General features: G+C 63.3%; 19 protein-coding genes and 1 pseudogene. 16 read left to right on the plus strand and 4 right to left on the minus strand.

All coding sequences use genetic code 11. The features are described from left to right. Window positions 1-53 precede the first annotated feature (53 nt). Complete coding sequence (gene fabG / locus SMD31_RS07240) at window positions 54-791, minus strand: 3-oxoacyl-[acyl-carrier-protein] reductase (protein ID WP_320500139.1); 738 nt, start codon at window positions 789-791, stop codon at window positions 54-56. Window positions 792-879: 88 nt separating this feature from the next. Further along, the gene (gene fabD / locus SMD31_RS07245) at window positions 880-1,830 is read right to left on the minus strand and encodes an ACP S-malonyltransferase (RefSeq protein ID WP_320501011.1); all 951 of its coding nucleotides are present in this window, start codon (window positions 1,828-1,830) and stop codon (window positions 880-882) included. Between the two features lie 127 nt (window positions 1,831-1,957). Here fabD and SMD31_RS07250 point away from each other — a divergent pair, with 127 nt between their 5' ends. From SMD31_RS07250 to SMD31_RS07325, 16 genes and pseudogenes are all read left to right on the plus strand, one after another. Next, the gene (locus SMD31_RS07250; protein ID WP_320500140.1) at window positions 1,958-2,314 is read left to right on the plus strand and encodes a GFA family protein; all 357 of its coding nucleotides are present in this window, start codon (window positions 1,958-1,960) and stop codon (window positions 2,312-2,314) included. Window positions 2,315-2,538: 224 nt separating this feature from the next. Further along, a complete protein-coding gene (gene rpsF, locus SMD31_RS07255; RefSeq protein ID WP_320500141.1) occupies window positions 2,539-3,021 on the plus strand; it encodes a 30S ribosomal protein S6 in 483 nt (160 codons plus the stop codon). 107 nt (window positions 3,022-3,128) lie between these two features. After that, a pseudogene (gene rpsR, locus SMD31_RS07260) lies at window positions 3,129-3,350 on the plus strand (30S ribosomal protein S18); the annotation flags it as partial. Between the two features lie 13 nt (window positions 3,351-3,363). Beyond that, the gene (gene rplI / locus SMD31_RS07265) at window positions 3,364-3,936 is read left to right on the plus strand and encodes a 50S ribosomal protein L9 (RefSeq protein WP_320500143.1); all 573 of its coding nucleotides are present in this window, start codon (window positions 3,364-3,366) and stop codon (window positions 3,934-3,936) included. A gap of 136 nt (window positions 3,937-4,072) precedes the next feature. After that, a complete protein-coding gene (locus SMD31_RS07270) occupies window positions 4,073-4,483 on the plus strand; it encodes a hypothetical protein (RefSeq protein WP_320500144.1) in 411 nt (136 codons plus the stop codon). A gap of 71 nt (window positions 4,484-4,554) precedes the next feature. Beyond that, window positions 4,555-5,139, plus strand: a complete 585-nt coding sequence (locus SMD31_RS07275; protein ID WP_320500145.1) for an SCO family protein — start codon at window positions 4,555-4,557, stop codon at window positions 5,137-5,139. Window positions 5,140-5,144: 5 nt separating this feature from the next. Beyond that, on the plus strand, window positions 5,145-5,615 hold the full coding sequence (locus tag SMD31_RS07280) for a copper chaperone PCu(A)C (protein WP_320500146.1): 471 nt from the start codon (window positions 5,145-5,147) through the stop codon (window positions 5,613-5,615). A 224-nt stretch (window positions 5,616-5,839) separates the two neighbouring features. Then, window positions 5,840-7,324 (plus strand): replicative DNA helicase, encoded by a 1,485-nt coding sequence (locus tag SMD31_RS07285; RefSeq protein ID WP_320500147.1) that lies wholly within the window; start codon window positions 5,840-5,842, stop codon window positions 7,322-7,324. Window positions 7,325-7,340: 16 nt separating this feature from the next. Then, on the plus strand, window positions 7,341-8,462 hold the full coding sequence (gene alr, locus SMD31_RS07290) for an alanine racemase (RefSeq protein WP_320500148.1): 1,122 nt from the start codon (window positions 7,341-7,343) through the stop codon (window positions 8,460-8,462). Window positions 8,463-8,490: 28 nt separating this feature from the next. Further along, window positions 8,491-9,270 (plus strand): MlaE family ABC transporter permease, encoded by a 780-nt coding sequence (locus tag SMD31_RS07295; protein WP_320500149.1) that lies wholly within the window; start codon window positions 8,491-8,493, stop codon window positions 9,268-9,270. Next, window positions 9,267-10,040, plus strand: a complete 774-nt coding sequence (locus SMD31_RS07300) for an ABC transporter ATP-binding protein (RefSeq protein ID WP_320500150.1) — start codon at window positions 9,267-9,269, stop codon at window positions 10,038-10,040. Before SMD31_RS07295 ends, SMD31_RS07300 begins: the two co-directional genes overlap by 4 nt. Window positions 10,041-10,208: 168 nt before the next feature. Next, the gene (gene radA / locus SMD31_RS07305; protein ID WP_320500151.1) at window positions 10,209-11,699 is read left to right on the plus strand and encodes a DNA repair protein RadA; all 1,491 of its coding nucleotides are present in this window, start codon (window positions 10,209-10,211) and stop codon (window positions 11,697-11,699) included. Continuing rightward, a complete protein-coding gene (locus SMD31_RS07310; protein WP_320500152.1) occupies window positions 11,696-12,418 on the plus strand; it encodes a CvpA family protein in 723 nt (240 codons plus the stop codon). The genes radA and SMD31_RS07310 overlap by 4 nt, the downstream gene beginning before the upstream one ends. Before the next feature lie 25 nt (window positions 12,419-12,443). After that, entirely contained in the window at window positions 12,444-13,898 is a 1,455-nt protein-coding gene (gene purF / locus SMD31_RS07315; RefSeq protein WP_320500153.1) for an amidophosphoribosyltransferase, read from the plus strand. 3 nt (window positions 13,899-13,901) lie between these two features. Further along, on the plus strand, window positions 13,902-14,627 hold the full coding sequence (locus SMD31_RS07320) for an SDR family NAD(P)-dependent oxidoreductase (protein WP_320500154.1): 726 nt from the start codon (window positions 13,902-13,904) through the stop codon (window positions 14,625-14,627). A 444-nt stretch (window positions 14,628-15,071) separates the two neighbouring features. Next, window positions 15,072-15,224: a hypothetical protein gene (locus tag SMD31_RS07325; RefSeq protein ID WP_320500155.1), complete on the plus strand. Its 153-nt coding sequence runs from the start codon at window positions 15,072-15,074 to the stop codon at window positions 15,222-15,224. A gap of 138 nt (window positions 15,225-15,362) precedes the next feature. Here SMD31_RS07325 and SMD31_RS07330 read toward each other — a convergent pair whose 3' ends face one another. Together SMD31_RS07330 and SMD31_RS07335 are read right to left on the minus strand one after the other, a co-directional pair. Continuing rightward, the gene (locus SMD31_RS07330; protein ID WP_320500156.1) at window positions 15,363-16,265 is read right to left on the minus strand and encodes a hypothetical protein; all 903 of its coding nucleotides are present in this window, start codon (window positions 16,263-16,265) and stop codon (window positions 15,363-15,365) included. Window positions 16,266-16,355: 90 nt separating this feature from the next. Next, window positions 16,356-17,693, minus strand: coding sequence for an NAD(P)/FAD-dependent oxidoreductase (locus SMD31_RS07335; protein ID WP_320500157.1), 1,338 nt, complete (start codon window positions 17,691-17,693; stop codon window positions 16,356-16,358). Window positions 17,694-17,695: the final 2 nt, after the last annotated feature.

Genomic DNA, 17,695 nt, shown 5'->3' on the forward strand with positions numbered 1-17,695 from the left:
TGGACTTGACCAGTAGCCCCAATGCTCTCCGACCCGATCACATAAAAATGTAATCAGATCATGGCCATACCGCCGTTCACATGCAGCGTCTGGCCAGTCACATAGGCGGCCTCGTCGCTGGCCAAGTAGACCACGGCGGCGGCGATTTCCCCCGCATGGCCCAGGCGCCCGGCCGGAACCTTGGGCAGGATCTGGTTGCGCTGGTCGTCAGTGAGGGCATCGGTCATCGCCGTTTCGATGAAGCCCGGCGCCACGCAATTGACCGTGATGGAACGGCTGGCCAGTTCCTGGGCCAGCGCCTTCGACATGCCGATCATGCCGGCCTTGGCGGCGGCGTAATTGGCCTGGCCCGGATTGCCGGTGACACCCACGACCGAGGTGATGCCGATGATGCGCCCGAAGCGGCGCTTCATCATGCCGCGCATGGCGGCGCGCGCCAGGCGGAAACCGGCCGTCAAATTGACGTCGATCACCTTCTGCCATTCCTCGTCCTTCATGCGCATGGCGATGTTGTCGCGCGTCAGGCCCGCATTGTTGACGAGGATGTCGAGCTTGCCCATGGCGCCCTCGGCATCTTTGAGCAACGCCTCGGTCGAGGCGGCATCCCCAAGATCGGCGGTGAAGACATGGACGCGGTCTTTGAGTTCGCCCGCGAGCTTGTTGAGGGCGTCACGCCGCGTACCGGCGAGCGCCACCGTGGCACCCTGCGCGTGCAGCGCCGTGGCGATGGCGCCGCCGATGCCACCCGAAGCGCCCGTCACGAGCGCGGTCTTGCCGGTCAAATCGAACATGTTCGTGAACTCCTGTAGAAACCCCCTCGCCCCGCTGGCGGGGAGAGGGTCGGGGTGAGGGGTGTATCCGCAAGCGCGGCTTGCGCTCTTATATCAAGACTTTCAGCGCCGCTTCGATATCGGCCGGCTGACCGACCGATTGCGCCTCGATTTCCTTGTCGATGCGCTTCACCAGGCCGCTCAGCACTTTGCCGGCGCCCAGCTCGAAGACGTGAGACACATTGAGGCTCTTCATCTTCTGGACGCTTTCGCGCCAGCGCACGGTGCCGGTGACCTGGTCGACCAGCAGCTGGCGGATGGTGGCAGGATCGGACACGGGTGCCGCCGTCACATTGGCGATGACCGGCACCACCGGCATCTTGATATCGGTCTTGCCCAAGGCTTCCGCCATCGCGTCGGCCGCCGGCTGCATCAGCGGACAATGGAAGGGCGCAGAGACCGGCAGCATGACCGAGCGCTTGGCGCCGGCTTCCAGCGCCAAGGCACCGGCACGCTCGACCGCGGCCTTGGCGCCGGAGACGACGACTTGGCTTGGATCGTTGTCATTGGCGACCGCGCAAACCAGCTTGGTTTCCTCCGCCGCTTGCGCCGCCACCTTCAGCGCGCGCTCGAGATCGAAATTGAGGAGCGCTGCCATGGCACCCTCGCCCACTGGCACGGCCTTCTGCATCGCCTGGCCGCGCAGTTTAAGGAGGCGCGCCGTATCAGCGAGCGTAAAGGCGCCGGCAGCGGCCAGCGCCGAATATTCGCCCAGGGAATGACCAGCGACGAAGCTCGCTTTGTCGGCGAGGCGGAATTTCCCTTCCGTCTCCAGCACGCGCAACACGGCAAGGCTGACCGCCATCAGCGCCGGCTGCGCATTCTCGGTCAAGGTAAGGTCGCCTTCCGGCCCTTCGAACATCAGCTTGGAGAGCTTCTGCCCCAGCGCGTCGTCGACTTCCTCGAAGACGAGCCGCGCGGAAGTGAACGCCTCGGCCAAAGCCTTGCCCATGCCGACGGCCTGCGACCCCTGGCCCGGGAACACGAAAGCGCGCATCAGGTTTGCCTCCTCTGGGAGATCTTGGGGAGATAGAGTGCGGGGCTTAGAGCCCAGGACCGGCCCGCTCGTCAAGCACCGGGCCGACCTGTCGGGGCGCGATACAACAAGTTCACGGAAGGAACAAATCATGGACAAAACCATCCAAAACGGCAGCTGCCATTGCGGCCAGATCAGATTCGAGGTCGAAGGTAGCTTCGGCGACGTCATCGAGTGCAATTGCTCGCATTGCAGCCGCAAAGGCTATCTGCTGTGGTTCGTGCCGCGCGCCAAGCTGCGCCTTGGCGCGCCTGAGCTCCAGATGGCGACCTATAAGTTCAATAAGCACGTCATCGACCACCATTTCTGCCCGACCTGTGGCTGCGCCCCCTTCGGCTTCGGTACGGCGCCGGATGGGACGGCAACGGCCGCCATCAATGTCCGCTGCCTGGAAGGAATCGACCTGACGAAGGTTACCCGCATCCCCTATGATGGCCGGAAGACCTGAGGGGCCATTGCCCCGACCCTTGCCCAACCGGCACCCCCTGTGTATAACCCGCCCGTCCATAGCCCTGCCGACCCTCCGTCACTCTTTCGAGTGCCACCCGCTGACGGTGCGAGGGGATCGGCTAGGCCCGTGAAATGATTGGATTTTCCAACCAGTTCAGCTGATGCGTTGCCGATTCCCGGCAGACCAGCAGCGGGCCGCTAAGAGCCAAAGGGAGTTGCTTAATGCCGTTCTACGAGAACGTCTTTATTGCGCGCCAGGATGTCACGGCCCAGCAGGTCGACACCTTGGCCGAAACCTTCACCGGCATCATTACCGCCCAGGGCGGTTCGGTGACTAAGAAGGAATATTGGGGCCTCAAGGGTCTCACCTACCGCATCAACAAGAACCGCAAGGGCCATTATGTTCTCCTGAACATCGATGCCCCGGCTGCCGCCATCGTCGAAGTCGAGCGCAACATGCGCCTCAACGAAGACGTGCTGCGTTACCTGACCGTGCGCGTCGATGAACTGGAAGCTGGCCCCAGCGCCATGCTGCAGTCCAAGGGCCGCGACCGCGAAGGCGGCCGTGACGATCGTCCGCGTCGCGAAGGTGGTTTCGGCGGTCGCGATCGTGACGATCGCCCGCGCCGCGAAGGTGGTTTTGGTGGTCGTGACCGTGGCGAACGCCCGGCTGTTGCTGCCGAAGGTGAAGGAGACCGTTCATGAGCGAGTTTGATCGTGGCGGCCGCGAAGGCGGTCGTGGTGGTGAAGGCGGCCGCGAAGGTGGTCGTGAGGGTGGCCGCGAAGGTGGCCGTGGTGGCGCCGGCGGTGGCCGTCGTCCGTTCTTCCGTCGCCGCAAGTCGTGCCCGTTCTCGGGCCCGAATGCCCCGAAGATCGACTATAAGGACGTCAAGCTCCTCGGCCGTTTCGTGTCCGAGCGTGGCAAGATCGTCCCCAGCCGCATCACCGCGGTCAGCACCAAGAAGCAGCGCGTTCTCGCCCAGGCGATCAAGCGCGCCCGCTTCCTCGGCCTGCTGCCCTACGTGTTGAAGTAAGGAGTACTTCACCATGGAAATCATTTTGCTCCAGCGCGTCGAAAAGCTTGGTCACATCGGCGATGTGGTGAATGTGAAGCCGGGCTTCGCCCGCAACTTCCTTCTGCCGCAGAAGAAGGCGCTCCGCGCCACCGAAGAGAACAAGAAGCGTTTCGAAACCCAGCGCGCCCAGATCGAAGCCAACAATCTGAAGCTCAAAGAAGAAGCGCAGAAGATTGCCGGCAAGGTCGATGGTCTGAAGATCGTCCTCATCCGCCAGGCGTCGGAAACCGGCATCCTGTTCGGTTCGGTTTCGGGTCGTGACGTGGCCGAAGGTGTCACCAAGGCCGGCTTCACCGTCGACCGCCGTCAGGTGGTCCTCGACAAGCCGATCAAGACCTTGGGCCTGCACCCGGTCCGCGTTGCCCTGCATCCGGAAGTCGTCGTCTCCGTGACGGCGAACGTTGCCAAGTCGGAAGACGAAGCAGCGATGCAGGAGAAGGCCGGCGGCTTCGTCGCCAAGACGGACGACGACGATACGCCCGATCTCGACAAGCTCCTCGCCGAGGCCGCGGAAGCGACCGACGAAGCGAAGACCGAAGAGTAAGTCACGCAACTTTCAGCGTGATCGGAACGGCCGCCCCTTAACCAGGGCGGCCGTTTTCTTTTGAGGGACTGGGGCGATGCGTCGCAATCCGCTCCCCCAACTGGCGCCCGGCCGGTACAGAGGTTAGACTGCCCCCATGCCGAGCCGCCCCTCATCGTTGCGTTTCAAGCGCCGCTGGATCGCCCTCGCGGCGGGGCTCTTGGCGCTCTGCCTGCAGCTTGGCGCCCAAATCATGCCGGCCGAGGCGATGCAAGGCGCCATGCGCGCGGCTGCCCTCACCTCTGAGGAAGCGCAGAGCTTTGCCGCGACCTGCCTTGGCTTCGGCATGCCGGCGAAAGGCGAGCCTGCCAAGCCGGGCCAGCACGCTTCCTGCCCGGTCTGCTTCACCCTCGCCCAGTCGCATGGTTTCGCGGCACCCGATGTGGCCTTCAGCGTTGTCACGGCCTGGACCCGGGCCCTGCCGGTACCGCTCGCCGAGATATCGGCCCCAGCAGATACCGACGGGAGCGCCTTTTATCCGCAGGCACCGCCGGCTTTCATCGCCTGATCCATCGCTTGCTGCTGACGCACCGCCCAACCGGCCTTGCGTTTGATCTGAATTCCATCAGGAGAAATCCCATGAACCGGCGCGCTCTGCTGGTCTCCGCTGTGGCCGTTGCGGCCCTGGGCGGGCTCGGCGCCAGTTACGTTCTCAACAACCGCCATGTCGCCGACAGCCTCGCCGTCGGCGGGCCGTTCAAGCTCATTGGCACCGACGGACAAGAGGTGACGGAAGCCGCGGTGAAGGGCAAATATTCGCTCTTCTTCTTCGGCTTCACCTTCTGCCCGGATGCCTGTCCGACAGCGCTCAACACCTTCACCTTGGTGCTGTCGAAACTTGGGGCCGATGCCGACAAGATCCAGCCGGTCTTCGTCTCGATCGATCCCGAGCGCGACAAGCCGGCGGTCTTGAAGGAATACCTCACCTCCTTCGATCCGCGCATCATGGGCCTCACCGGCACGCCGGAAGAGATCGCCGAAACGGCGAAGAAATTCCGCGTCTATTACGCCAAACAGGGCGAGGGCGAGTTCTATCTGATGGATCACAGCACGGCGATCATCGTCATGAACCCCGATTTTGAATACGCCGGCGTTCTCGCCGGCAACATGCAGCCGGATGAAATGGTCACCCGGCTCAAAGAACTTCTGGCTCAAGGAGCTTGATCATCATGCAGAAACTTATCTCCCTCCTCGTCGCCGCGCTGATCGCCACCGGTGCCCTGACGACTTTTGCCGCAGCCCATGAACAGAAGCTGGGTGCGCTCATCCTCCATCACGCCTGGTCGCGGGCGACGCCGGCCGGTGCCAAGACCGGTGCCGCTTATGTGAAGATCGAGAACACCGGCGATTCGCCGGACCAGCTGCTGAGTGCCTCCTCCGACATTGCCGCCATGACGGAGGTCCATCAGATGTCGATGGAGAATGACATGATGAAGATGGCACCGGCCGGCGCCGTCGACATTCCCCCGCATGGCGTTGTGGAACTGAAACCCCATGGCCTCCATATCATGCTGATGGGATTGAAGAAGCCACTGGCCGAGGGCGACACCTTCCCCGTCACCCTCACCTTCGCCAAGGCCGGCAAGGTGGAACTGCAGATCGTCGTCGGCAAGGTCGACGATATGGGCGAGGAACACTGAGGCTTTAGGCACCAATACGCCCTCTCTCGTCATCCTCCGCGAAGGCGGAGGACCTACTAGTTTCTGGCCGATATCCGTTAGTTAGAAACATATTCGTGGGTGGTCCGCCTGCGCGGACCATGACGACGAGGAGCGCGTGGCGAATCATAAGATAATGCTATCATCCACGTTATCCACAGCGTTCCACAGATGATCGTGGGCGATACTCTGCTAGGGTCGCCGCCATGGAAGCCACGAATACAAACAACGTCACCAGGTTGCCCGGCAGCGGTAATGCGCCGACGCGCACCCCCCCCGTCAATTTCGAAGCCGAACAGGCGCTGCTGGGTGCGGTGCTGGCCAACAATCTGGTCTATGACCGGGTCAACGAATTCCTGCGGCCCGAGCATTTCGCCGATCCGCTGCATGGCCGCATCTATGCCGCCATAGGAAAGCTGGTCGAACGCGGGCAGATCGCCAACCCGGTGACGCTGAAGAACCTGTTCGATCAGGATGGGGCGCTTTCCGAAATCGGCGGCGCTACCTATCTGGTGCAGCTGGCGCAATCCGTGGTCACCGTCATCAATGCCGAGGATTATGGCCGCACGATCCATGATCTGTATCTGCGTCGCCAGTTGATCGACCTCGGCGAGATCACGGTCAACGAGGCCTATATCCACGACACCGACGTCAGCGCGGTGCAGCAGATCGAAGCCGCCGAAGGCAAGCTCTTTGCGCTCGCCGAAACCGGCCAGACCGAGGGCGGCCCGAAGGATTTCAAGACCATCGTCGTCTCGGCGCTGCAGATGGCCGAAGCCGCCTTCAAACGCGACAGCCATCTGACCGGTGTGACGACGGGATTGACCGATATCGACCGCAAGCTCGGCGGTCTGCAGCCCTCCGATCTCATCATCCTTGCCGGCCGTCCTTCCATGGGCAAGACGGCGCTGGCCACGAATATGGGCTTCAACGCCGCATCCGCCTTCAAGGAAGAGAATACCGGCACGCGCTACAAGGTCGCCTTCTTCTCGATGGAAATGTCATCGGAACAGCTGGCCCTGCGTATCATGGCGGAAAAGTCGGGCGTCGCGTCCGACCGCATCCGCCGTGGCGACATCAAGGGGGACGAGGAATTCATCCGCGTCGTCGAGGCCGCCAATGAGATGAGCTCGGCCGGCTTCTTCATTGACGACACGCCGGCCTTGAGCATTCCGGCCCTGCGCACCCGCGCCCGGCGCCTGAAGCGCCAGCATGGGCTCGATCTCATCATCATCGATTACCTGCAGCTGATGCGCTCGGCCAACGCGCGGTCGGAGAACCGGGTCCAGGAAATCTCGGAAATCACCCGCGGCCTCAAAGCCATCGCCAAGGAACTGAACGTTCCCGTCATCGCCCTGTCGCAGCTCAGCCGTGCCGTCGAGCAACGCGACGACAAGCGCCCGCAGCTCGCCGATCTGCGTGAATCGGGTTCGATCGAGCAGGACGCCGACGTCGTCATGTTCGTCTATCGCGAAGAGTACTATCACGAGCGCAAGAAGCCCGGGGACCACGAGACCGACAAGATGATGGAATGGCAGCGCGAAATGGAGCGCGTCCATAACGTCGCCGAAGTCATCATCGCCAAGCAGCGCCATGGCCCGATCGGCACCGTGCCGCTGCAGTTCGAGGGCATGCTGACCAAGTTCAGCGATCTGCTGCGCAGCGATTACGTCCCGGCACAATCCGAATAGGCGGGCCCAACCCAAGATGCCCGATTCCTATTCTGCGGCGCTGACCATCGATATCGGCGCGATCGTCGCCAATTACCGGCTGCTGGCCGGCCGCCTTTCGCCAGCCGCCTGCGGGGCGGCGGTCAAGGCCGATTGCTATGGCCTAGGGGCCGCCATGATCGCCCCGCATCTCAGGCGGGCCGGGTGCAACCACTTCTTCGTGGCGACGGTCGATGAAGGCCTCGGCCTGCGACCGCTGCTGCCGGGGGCCCGGATCTATCTGATGAACGGCCTGCCGCCGGGATCGGAGCGGGATGTGGCCGGAAACGAGCTTATCCCCATCCTCAATTCCATGGCGGAGATCGAGCGCTGGCAATCGACCAGCCGCGGCATGGGGGCAAGGCCCGCCGGGCTGCAATTCGACACCGGCTTGAACCGGTTGGGCCTCTCCCACGACGAAGCGGTGCGGCTCATTGCCGACCCGCATCTCCTCGACGGCATCGACCCGGTCCTCATCATGAGCCACCTCGCCTGCGCCGACGATCCCGAGCATCCGCAGAACCGGGCGCAGCTGCGGCGCTTCCGCGAAATCACCGGCAGCCTGCGACTGCCCCCGCGCGTGGGCAGTATTGGCCGGACCTTGCGATCGCTGGCCGCCTCCTCGTCGATCTTCCTCGGCGCCGACTATCATTTCGACCTCGCCCGGCCGGGGGCAGCGCTCTATGGCATCAACCCGGTTCTGGGGGCTGAAAACCCCCTGCGTCAAGTCGTGCGGTTGCAGGCAAAAATCCTGCAATTACGCGAGGTTGACTTGAATATGACCGTTGGATATGGTGCCTCGCATCAGTTTCGGGGGCCGTCCGTCCTGGCCACGATCGGGGCCGGATATGCGGACGGGATTTTCAGGTCACTGGGCAATCGGGGTGCGGTCTTCGTGGCTGGCCAGCGGGCCCCGATTGTGGGTCGCGTCTCGATGGATCTAATCACAATCGATGTCGGTCACTTGCCGCGGGGGAGCGTTTCTCCGGGCATGAGTGTCGATTTGATCGGCCCGGAGCAGAATGTCGACGCCGTGGCGCGCGATGCCGGCACGATCGGCTATGAAATTCTCACCAATCTGGGCACACGCTTCCAGCGCCGCTATGTGGGCGCGCAATGAGCGCGGTGTCCGGCATGAGGATGTGGGCATGACCGTACCGGTCCTGCAGCCGGTCGGGCGGACCTTCCTGGGGAGCCTGGAATCGATCGGGCGCCTGGCGCTCTTCACGCTGAAATCGCTGCTGCATTGCCTGACGCCGCCGATCTATCCGCGCCTCATCGTGCGGCAGATGATCGAGATCGGCTTCTATTCATTGCCGGTTGTCGGCATGACCGCGGTCTTCACCGGCATGGTGCTGGTGCTGCAAACCTATGTCGCCGTGTCGCGCCTCAACGCCGAGGCGACGATCCCTTATGTCGTCGTCATTTCGCTCACCCGCGAATTGGGCCCGGTGCTGGCCGGCCTGATGCTGGCGGGGCGCGTCGGCGCCGCCATGGCAGCCGAGATCGGCACCATGCGCGTCACTGAACAGATCGATGCCTTGCGCACGCTCTCGACCAACCCCTTCAAATACCTGATTGCCCCGCGGCTTATCGCCGCCGTTCTGATGCTGCCCGTGCTGGTCGGCATCGCCGATATCATCGGCGTCTTCGGCGGCTATCTGGTCAGCGTCTACAAGCTGGATTTCAGCCCGTCGATCTACTTGAAGAACACGGTCGATTTCGTCGAGACGATCGACATCGTCTCCGGCCTCGTCAAGGCCGCGGCCTTCGGCTTCATCGTCGCACTGATGGGCACCTATAACGGCTTCCAATCCAAGGGCGGTGCGCAGGGTGTGGGCAAGGCGACGACAGATGCGGTGGTCAGCGCCTCGATCCTCATTCTCGCCGCCAACTTCATCATCACCGGGATCTTCTTCAGCCGATGACCGATCTCAAGATCAAGGTGCGCGGGTTAAAGAAGGCATTCGGGGCCAAGCAGGTCTTGAACGGCGTCGATCTCGACGTGCCGCGGGGCCAGTCGCTGGTGATCATCGGCGGCTCCGGCACCGGCAAATCCGTTCTCATCAAATGCATCCTTGGCCTCATCGAGCCGGATTCGGGCTCGATCGAGATCGACGGCCAGGAAGTGGTCGGCATGAAGACCAGCCAGCGCGAAGACATCATGCGCAAGTTCGGCATGCTGTTCCAGGGTTCGGCGCTGTTCGACAGCCTGCCGGTCTGGGAGAATGTCGCCTTCGGCCTGATCTCCGGGCGCGGCATGGACCGGAAATCGGCGAAGGACGTGGCCTTGCGCAAGCTGGCCGCCGTGGGGCTTGGCGCGGAAGTGGGCGAACTGTTTCCGGCGGAGCTTTCGGGCGGCATGCAGAAGCGTGTCGCGCTGGCGCGTGCCATCGCGGTCGAGCCGGAGATCATCTTCTTCGACGAACCGACCACCGGCCTTGATCCCATCATGGCGCAGGTGATCAACGAGCTCATCGTCAAATGCGTGCGCTCGCTGGGCGCCACGGCGCTCTCCATCACGCATGACATGCATTCCTTGCGCGCCATCGCCGACCATGCCGCCATGATCTATGAGGGCCGCATCATCTGGTCGGGCGATGCGAAATCGGTCGATCATTCCGGCAACGCCCATGTCGAGCAATTCGTGCAAGGCCGCGCTGAGGGTCCCATCCGCATGCCCGTCCGGCCGCTCTGAGGCGGACGGTGGGAATCTGTCTGAAGGCTTCCCCTCACCCCAACCCCTCTCCCCAGAGGGGCGAGGGGCTTGAGGCCGGTCTCGCTCTAAACTCCCTCGCCCCACGAAGTGGGGAGAGGCCAGTCGGCGAATGCCGACATGCGTCGGCGGGGGTGAGGGGTATCTTGCATGGCTAAGCCCGTTCGCAATTATGTCTGCCAGTCCTGCGGTTCCGCTTTCCCGAAATGGGCGGGGAAGTGTGAGGCGTGTGGGGCGTGGAATTCGATCGTCGAGGAGCCGGTCTCCGGCGGCGATGTGCCGAAGGGCTTGTCGGGGCGGCGTGGCAAGGGTGTCACCTTCGTCGCCCTCGATGGCGACGTGCCGCAGACCATTCGGCGGCCGACCGGCATGGCGGAGTTCGACCGCGTCACCGGCGGCGGGTTGGTGCGCGGTTCCGCGGTCCTCATCGGCGGCGATCCCGGCATCGGCAAATCGACCCTGATGCTGCAGGTGGCGACGATGCTGCGCGATGTGCGCGTCGCCTATATCTCGGGCGAAGAGGCGATCGAGCAGGTGCAGCTGCGCGCCAAGCGTTTGGGCGTCGGCGTCGACGAAAACCGCAAGGTCAGCGATATCACCACGGAACTCGCCGCCGCTACATCCTTGCGCGACATCATGGCGAGCCTCGACCGGCCGGATTGCCCGGAGATCGTCGTCATCGATTCCATCCAGACGCTCTATCTCGACAGCCTCGATTCGGCACCCGGCACCGTGGCGCAGGTCAGGACCTGTTCGGCCGAACTCATTCGCCTCGCCAAATCGCGCGGTTTCACCTTGCTGCTGGTCGGCCATGTCACCAAGGAAGGCCAGATCGCCGGTCCGCGCGTGCTGGAGCACATGGTCGATACGGTGCTCTATTTCGAAGGCGAGCGCGGACATCATTTCCGGATCCTGCGTTCGGTGAAGAACCGCTTCGGCCCCGCCAATGAGATCGGCGTCTTCGAGATGTCGGACCGGGGCTTGGCCGAAGTGCCCAACCCGTCGGCCCTGTTCCTCGCCGAGCGCCACGGCAATATCTCCGGCGTCTCGGTCTTTGCCGGCATCGAGGGCACGCGGCCCGTGCTGGTCGAGGTGCAGGCGCTGGTCTCGCCCTCGCCGCTCGCCACACCGCGCCGGGCCGTGGTGGGTTGGGACAGCGCCCGCATGGCGATGATTCTCGCCGTCCTCGAGACGCGCTGCGGCTTAGGGTTGGCCGGCAGCGAAGTCTATCTCAACATCGCCGGGGGCCTGCGCATCTCGGAGCCGGCCGCGGATCTCTCGGTCGCTCTCGCTCTCATTTCCTCGCTCTCCGACCGGCCGGCGCCCTCGGACCTCATCGCCTTTGGCGAGATCGGCCTTTCGGGCGAGGTGCGCATGGTGGCGCAGGCGGAAACGCGCCTCAAAGAAGCGGCGAAGCTGGGCTTCAAGCGGGCGATTCTCCCTAAGCGCCTCAGCCAGGCCGGCGGCAAGCCACTGAAAGTTCCGGGAATCGAGCTGATTGAAATCGGGCATCTGCAAGAGATGATCGATTGGCTCTATAATGAAGTGCGTTCCAATGCGCTGGCCGCAACCGTGACGGCCAGCCGGCAGCAGCATCAGGGACAGCAACATCAGGGGCGGGCAGGAGAGAAAACGCGTTGAACTTCCTCGACCTCATCATCCTGGGTGTCATCGGGCTCTCGACGCTGCTCGCCTTCTCGCGCGGCTTCATCAAGGAATTGCTGTCGATTCTGGGCTGGATCGGCGCGGTGATCGCGACCGTCGCCTTCTTCACCCCGGCCCGGGCCGTCGTGCGGCAATACATCGCGGAGCCGCTGCTGGCCGACATCGCCGCCGGCATCGGCATCTTCGTGGTGACGCTGGTTCTGTGCGGCATGCTCAATCATTGGATTTCCGCCCAGGTGCGCGGCAATGGCCTGGGTGCCCTCGATCGGTCGCTGGGCCTGGTGTTCGGCCTGGTGCGCGGCTCGGTCGTCGTCTGCGCCGCCTATATCCTGATGGTCTGGGCCTTGCCAAACCCGACCGAGCGCCCAGATATGGTGAACGAAGCGCGGTTCCTGCCGGTTGTGGAACGAGGGGCGGCTTTCATGCTGAAGCTGTTGCCCGACGATATTCTCAAGACCGGCGAGGACGCCATCAACCGCTCGCTGGATGCGGTCGAGCAAGGCCAGGCCTTGGGCAATGCGCTGCAGACGATCGCGCCGAACGGCGCCTCGAATAGCACCAATGCGCAGGGCACAGAGCCTAGCAGCACAAACGGAGGTGCTGGTGCCCAAGAACCGGGTGGACAAGACGCCGGATCGGGGTATAAGGACGCCGAACGCAACGACCTAAACCGACTAATCCAGGGTTCCGAATAACCCGGCCGGAAAAAGGTAACTGCCGATGCTTACGACACACCCCTTCGATGACGACCATTTGAAGGAGGAGTGCGGCATTATTGGCATATTTGGTGTCGAAGAAGCCGCCACCCGCACCGTTCTCGGACTCCATGCCCTGCAGCATCGCGGTCAGGAAGCAGCCGGCATCGTCAGCCATGACGGTGAGGACTTCCATGCCCACCGCGCGATGGGCCATGTCGCCGACAATTTTTCCGCCGAAAGTGTCGTGGGGCCGCTGAAGGGCCGCGCCGCCATCGGCCATGTGCGCTATTCCACCACCGGTGAAACGGCGCTCAGGAATGTGCAGCCCTTCTTTGCCGAGCTCGCCTTCGGCGGCATCGCCGTCGCCCATAACGGCAACCTCACCAATGCCTCGGCGATTCGCCGCGAGCTGGTGAAGCGCGGCTCGATCTTCCAGGCCTCCTCAGACACCGAAGTCATTCCGCACCTGATGGCGACGCATTTGCGCGGTGGCGTGGTCGACCGCCTGATCAACGCGCTGCACCAGGTCGAAGGCGCCTATTCGATCGTCGCCATCGCCAAGGACATGGTGATCGGCGTGCGCGATCCCTTAGGGGTCCGGCCGATGGTGCTGGGGAAGCTCGGCGACGGCTATATCCTTGCCTCAGAAACCTGCGCCCTCGATATCGTCAGCGCCGAGTATATCCGCGACGTCGAAGCGGGCGAGATGGTCATTCTCGACAAGAACGGCGTCACCTCGATGCGCCCGTTCTCGCCGACCAAGCATCGCTTCTGCGTGTTCGAATACATCTATTTCGCCCGGCCCGATTCGGTGATGGAGGGTGTCAGCGTCTATGATGCGCGCAAGCGCATCGGCGCCGAGCTTGCCAAGGAAAGCGGCGTCGAGGCCGATGTCGTGATCCCGGTGCCGGATTCCGGCGTGCCGGCAGCACTGGGCTATGCCGAAGGGTCCGGCATCCCGTTCGAATACGGCATCATCCGCAACCATTATGTCGGGCGCACTTTCATCGAGCCCACGGACCAGATCCGGCATCTCGGCGTGAAGCTGAAGCACAATGCCAACCGGGCGAAGGTCGCCGGCAAGCGCATCATCCTGGTCGACGATTCGATCGTGCGCGGCACCACCTCGAAGAAGATCGTCGAGATGATGCGCCAGGCCGGTGCCACGGAAGTGCATATGCGCATTTCCAGCCCGCCCACCTCCTATTCCTGCTTCTATGGCATCGACACGCCGGAGCGCAGCAAGCTGCTCGCTGCCAACATGACGGTCCAGGAAATGGCCGATTTCATCGGCTGCGATAGCCTCGCCTTCATCTCATTGGACGGCCTCTATCGCGCCATGGGCCATGAGGGCCGGGACAAGGCCAATCCGCAATATTGCGATGCCTGCTTCACCGGCGATTACCCGACCGAGCTCACCGACCAGAACAACGACAAGATCACGCAGCTGTCACTGCTGGCCGAAAAGAGCGCGTAGATCATGACCGACATCGCCGGAACCGGCCGGTTGGCCGGGAGAATTGCGCTTGTGACCGGCGCCTCGCGCGGGATCGGTGCCGCCATCGCCCGGGCCTATGCGAGCGAAGGGGCCGAGATGATCCTGACCGCCCGTACCACCGGCGGACTGGAAGAGATCGACGACGAGATCCGGCAGATCAGCGGCAAGACCAGCCTGCTGGTGCCTTTCGACCTCAAGGACTTTGACGCCATCGACCGGCTGGGCGCTGCTCTTTACGAGCGCTATGGGCGCCTCGATATCCTGGTCGGCAATGCCGGCGTGCTCGGGACCCTCTCGCCCCTCGGTCATATTTCCCCGAAGGAATTCCAGGAGGTCATCGACCTCAACCTCACCGCCAATTGGCGCCTGCTCCGGGTCATGGACCCCTTGCTGCGCCAGTCGGAGGCGGGGCGCGCCATCTTCGTCAGTTCGGGTGCCGCCCGGGGGCCCCGGGCCTATTGGGGCACCTATGCCATCTCCAAGGCGGCCTTGGAGATGATGGTGGGCATTTATGCCCAAGAAATCCTGCAGACCAAGGTCCGGGCCAATATCATCGACCCCGGCCGCGCCCGCACCCGCATGCGCGCCAAGGCCTATCCCGGGGAAGACCCGATGAGCCTGAAGACGCCGGACGAGATCATGGCCCCCTTCGTGGCCCTCGCCGAAGCCGGCTTTGCCGGCAATGGCGAGATCGTCAAGGCGCAATAGCGGCCCCGGCAGCCCCTCTTTTTTCGGGTTCCCGCCCCCCCGATTCCGCATCCCTGCCGAATCCCCTGCCGATTCCAGTGCATTAGGTCATTTCGGGCCTTGGCGCGACCATGTGACCCCAATCACTGCAAAACCGGCGCCGTCGTCCCAATATCTAGTCGGTCGACGGCGCTACCCTTCCCCTAAGGGCACCCGTCGAGAGTTTCCCTTAGTTTGCGATTGAATATGACTTTGGGTGTTATCGGACAGGGCCCTGATGCCCCACCCCTCAAACACCCCGCCGGCGGGACTTCATGCCCCCCAACCTTACCCGCCGGCGACCCCTTTCCTCCCCTCGCAGATGTCCTTCCCCGCAAAAGCGTCACCGAGCCGTCATGTTGTTGCCAGAAAGATCCGGCAATGATTGTCGCCAATGATGCAGATCCAACGATCAAGAGTTCAGTCATGAGCGTCGCCGCCAAACGTGATGACGTCTGTGTGAAGCCGGTGTTGATCGGCGTGCGCGGCTGGTATTTCCAGCCTTTGGCGCAAATCAAGAGCGGCTTCCGCTCGGTGCGGGCCAGCTGCCTGATGCCGCGCCCGGCGAACGATCGGTAGGGGCAGACCCCTCACCCCAACCCCTCTCCCCGCAAGCGGGGCGAGGGGCTATCCATCTAGCCCGGTTGAAACTCCCTCGCCCCACGATAGTGGGGAGAGGGTGGGGTGAGGGGTGTCTCCGCGAAGGCGTGAAGCCTGCTACAGCTTTATCTCTTTGAGGCTGTAGCCCTGGGGCAGCTTGGCTGCTTTGAGGTCGAGCTTGTCGGCGACCAGGGGGATTTCCACCACCGTTCCTTCATCCAACGTCAGGCGCAGCGTCGCGTCGGTGAAGAGGTTTTCCGGTTTGTCGAAGCGGTCGATGAAGATGCGGTCGATGCCCTTCGGGTAGGCGGCACTCACCAGGTCGATCTTCGGCATCCATTCCAGCGGCTGATCGTGTGCCATGTCGTCCGCGCTCGCGATCAGCATCACGCGCTGCAGCGGCTCGTTCTCCTTTGCATAGGTGAGGATGACGGCGCCGTTCTTCTCGTCGCCGAACAGATCGTCATCGGCTGCGGTGATCCGGGCGTGGATTGCGAAGATGCGCTCGAACGCCCAGCCGCCTTGGGCCCCCATCGTGGTCCATTGGCCCGACTGGCCCTCGCCCGTGGCGTTGAAGAGGTATTTGCCGCTTTCCAGCGAATAGACGGCGTAAGTCGGCATCTCGACGCAGCAGCCATAGCGCGTGAGGGTGAGGTAATTGCCCATCGCCGTGACGGCGTCGGCCTTGCCTTCGATGGTGAAGGCGGCGGCACCCTTGCCCTTCTCGGTCAGCGGATAGACCGTGACCTTGGCGGTCGATTCCTCGAACGACTGTTCGGTCTGCGGCCCTTCGGTCGAGACCTGGTGCTGCTCGATCTCGAGCAATTGATAGAGCAGCAGGTTCTTCGCCTGCACCGAGGCGAGGATATTGGTCTGGTAGCGGCGGCTGTCATTGACGACGCGGAAATTCTCGCCTTGCCTGTCGACCGAGATGGTCGAGGGCGCGGATTCCTGAACCAGTGGGTCCGCGAACGCGGGCAGCGGCAGCAGGAGGGCGGCCGCCAGGATGAGCTTGCGCATAAGGCACCTTGTGAATGGATGGCTTGTCCCCTGAAACGAAGGGTGTCACGCCTTGGTCGCCCTCACAAGATGCCGGGTTCACCCCGCCGGTTACTTAAGCGCGTCCTTTATGCCGTAGGTTAGATAGGCGCCGCGCAAATAGAGCGGGCGCAGGAAGGGCAGCGGGAATTTGGGCGGCGGGCGGCGGATGAAGTTCGGCCGCTCCTCCACCCCGCCGACCATGGCGCGTGCGGCAGCACGCCCCGACCAAGTGCCCATGGCGACACCATTGCCGTGATAGCACATGGCGAAATAGACACCCGGCTGCTCGTCCCAGCTACCCACATGCGGCACCAGATCCTGCGCCAGGCACAGCAGCCCCGACCAGCGGTGCGTGATCTCGACATGGCGCCATTCCGGGTAATAGGCGCGGAAGGCCGCCTCGATATTGTCCAACTGCCGATCGAGGGCGCCGGGTTCAGCCGACAAGCCACCGCGGCCGCCGAACATCATGCGGCCGTCGGGCAACAGGCGGAAGTAATGCAGCAGATAGCGGATGTCGTAGACCGGCGTGGTGCTGGTCCAGCCCTGCGCACCCAGCTCGTTCTTATTCATCGGCCGCGTCACCACGATCGACGACAGGGCCGGCATGATGCGGCCGCCGTAATCGGGATGGAGGTCTTCCGCGGTATAGGCGGCGGTGGCGATCAGCACCTTGTTGGCTTTCACGCGGCCGCGCGGGGTCACGAGGACATGCTTCGATCCCTCGCGCGACCAGTTGATGACCTCGCTCCTGGCGTAGATCCTGGCGCCCGCGCGAGAGGCGGCGGCGGCGAGGCCGTTCACATATTTCCACGGGTTGAGACCAAAGCCGACCGGATTGGCGACGCCGGCATGCAGGCCGGGGGAATTGAGGCCGCGCTCGACCAGTTCCTCCTTACTGACGAAAACTTCTTGCGCGCCGAAATTCTTCGCCATGAAGGCGGCGTCTTCCTTCAGCGCATCGACCAGCGTCGTCTTGTGGGCGAGCGAGATTTCACCGACACCCGTCTTGTCGATGTCCAGATTCTCGCGCTCGACGATGTCGGCCACCAGTTCGACCGACGCCTTCTGGCTGCGCCAAAAGGTCTGCGCCTCCTCAAGGCCGAATTTCTCGATCATCTTGCTCCACGGCATCTTCGAGGAGCCCATGCAGCAGAAGCCGCCATTGCGGCCCGAGGCACCCCAGCCGATATAGGACCGCTCCAGCACCACGGCCTCTACATTGTGATCGCGCTGTAGGTGATAGGCGGCGGAGAGACCGGTGAAGCCGCCGCCGATGATGGCGACATCGGTTTCGATCTCGGCCTCGAGCTGCGGGTAGTCGGGGAAATCCGTCTTCGAGTCGCGCCACCAGCTCTTGACCGGATTGTTGGGGTCGAGGGCGCTCGGATGGTAGAGGTGCTTCATGA

It is taken from the genome of Dongia rigui (assembly GCF_034044635.1).
In the GTDB taxonomy this organism is placed as follows: Bacteria; Pseudomonadota; Alphaproteobacteria; order Dongiales; family Dongiaceae; genus Dongia; species Dongia rigui.

Bases quoted from the DNA above. Each gene is read 5' to 3' on its own strand.
- rplI (WP_320500143.1), top strand. From the start codon at position 3,364: ATGGAAATCATTTTGCTCCAGCGCGTCGAAAAGCTTGGTCACATCGGC.
- SMD31_RS07330 (WP_320500156.1), bottom strand. From the start codon at position 16,265: ATGCGCAAGCTCATCCTGGCGGCCGCCCTCCTGCTGCCGCTGCCCGCG.
- SMD31_RS07320 (WP_320500154.1), top strand. From the start codon at position 13,902: ATGACCGACATCGCCGGAACCGGCCGGTTGGCCGGGAGAATTGCGCTT.
- fabG (WP_320500139.1), bottom strand. From the start codon at position 791: ATGTTCGATTTGACCGGCAAGACCGCGCTCGTGACGGGCGCTTCGGGT.
- SMD31_RS07270 (WP_320500144.1), top strand. From the start codon at position 4,073: ATGCCGAGCCGCCCCTCATCGTTGCGTTTCAAGCGCCGCTGGATCGCC.
- SMD31_RS07285 (WP_320500147.1), top strand. From the start codon at position 5,840: ATGGAAGCCACGAATACAAACAACGTCACCAGGTTGCCCGGCAGCGGT.
- SMD31_RS07280 (WP_320500146.1), top strand. From the start codon at position 5,145: ATGCAGAAACTTATCTCCCTCCTCGTCGCCGCGCTGATCGCCACCGGT.
- radA (WP_320500151.1), top strand. From the start codon at position 10,209: ATGGCTAAGCCCGTTCGCAATTATGTCTGCCAGTCCTGCGGTTCCGCT.
- purF (WP_320500153.1), top strand. From the start codon at position 12,444: ATGCTTACGACACACCCCTTCGATGACGACCATTTGAAGGAGGAGTGC.
- rpsF (WP_320500141.1), top strand. From the start codon at position 2,539: ATGCCGTTCTACGAGAACGTCTTTATTGCGCGCCAGGATGTCACGGCC.
- SMD31_RS07325 (WP_320500155.1), top strand. From the start codon at position 15,072: ATGAGCGTCGCCGCCAAACGTGATGACGTCTGTGTGAAGCCGGTGTTG.
- SMD31_RS07300 (WP_320500150.1), top strand. From the start codon at position 9,267: ATGACCGATCTCAAGATCAAGGTGCGCGGGTTAAAGAAGGCATTCGGG.
- SMD31_RS07250 (WP_320500140.1), top strand. From the start codon at position 1,958: ATGGACAAAACCATCCAAAACGGCAGCTGCCATTGCGGCCAGATCAGA.
- SMD31_RS07295 (WP_320500149.1), top strand. From the start codon at position 8,491: ATGACCGTACCGGTCCTGCAGCCGGTCGGGCGGACCTTCCTGGGGAGC.
- SMD31_RS07275 (WP_320500145.1), top strand. From the start codon at position 4,555: ATGAACCGGCGCGCTCTGCTGGTCTCCGCTGTGGCCGTTGCGGCCCTG.
- alr (WP_320500148.1), top strand. From the start codon at position 7,341: ATGCCCGATTCCTATTCTGCGGCGCTGACCATCGATATCGGCGCGATC.
- SMD31_RS07335 (WP_320500157.1), bottom strand. From the start codon at position 17,693: ATGAAGCACCTCTACCATCCGAGCGCCCTCGACCCCAACAATCCGGTC.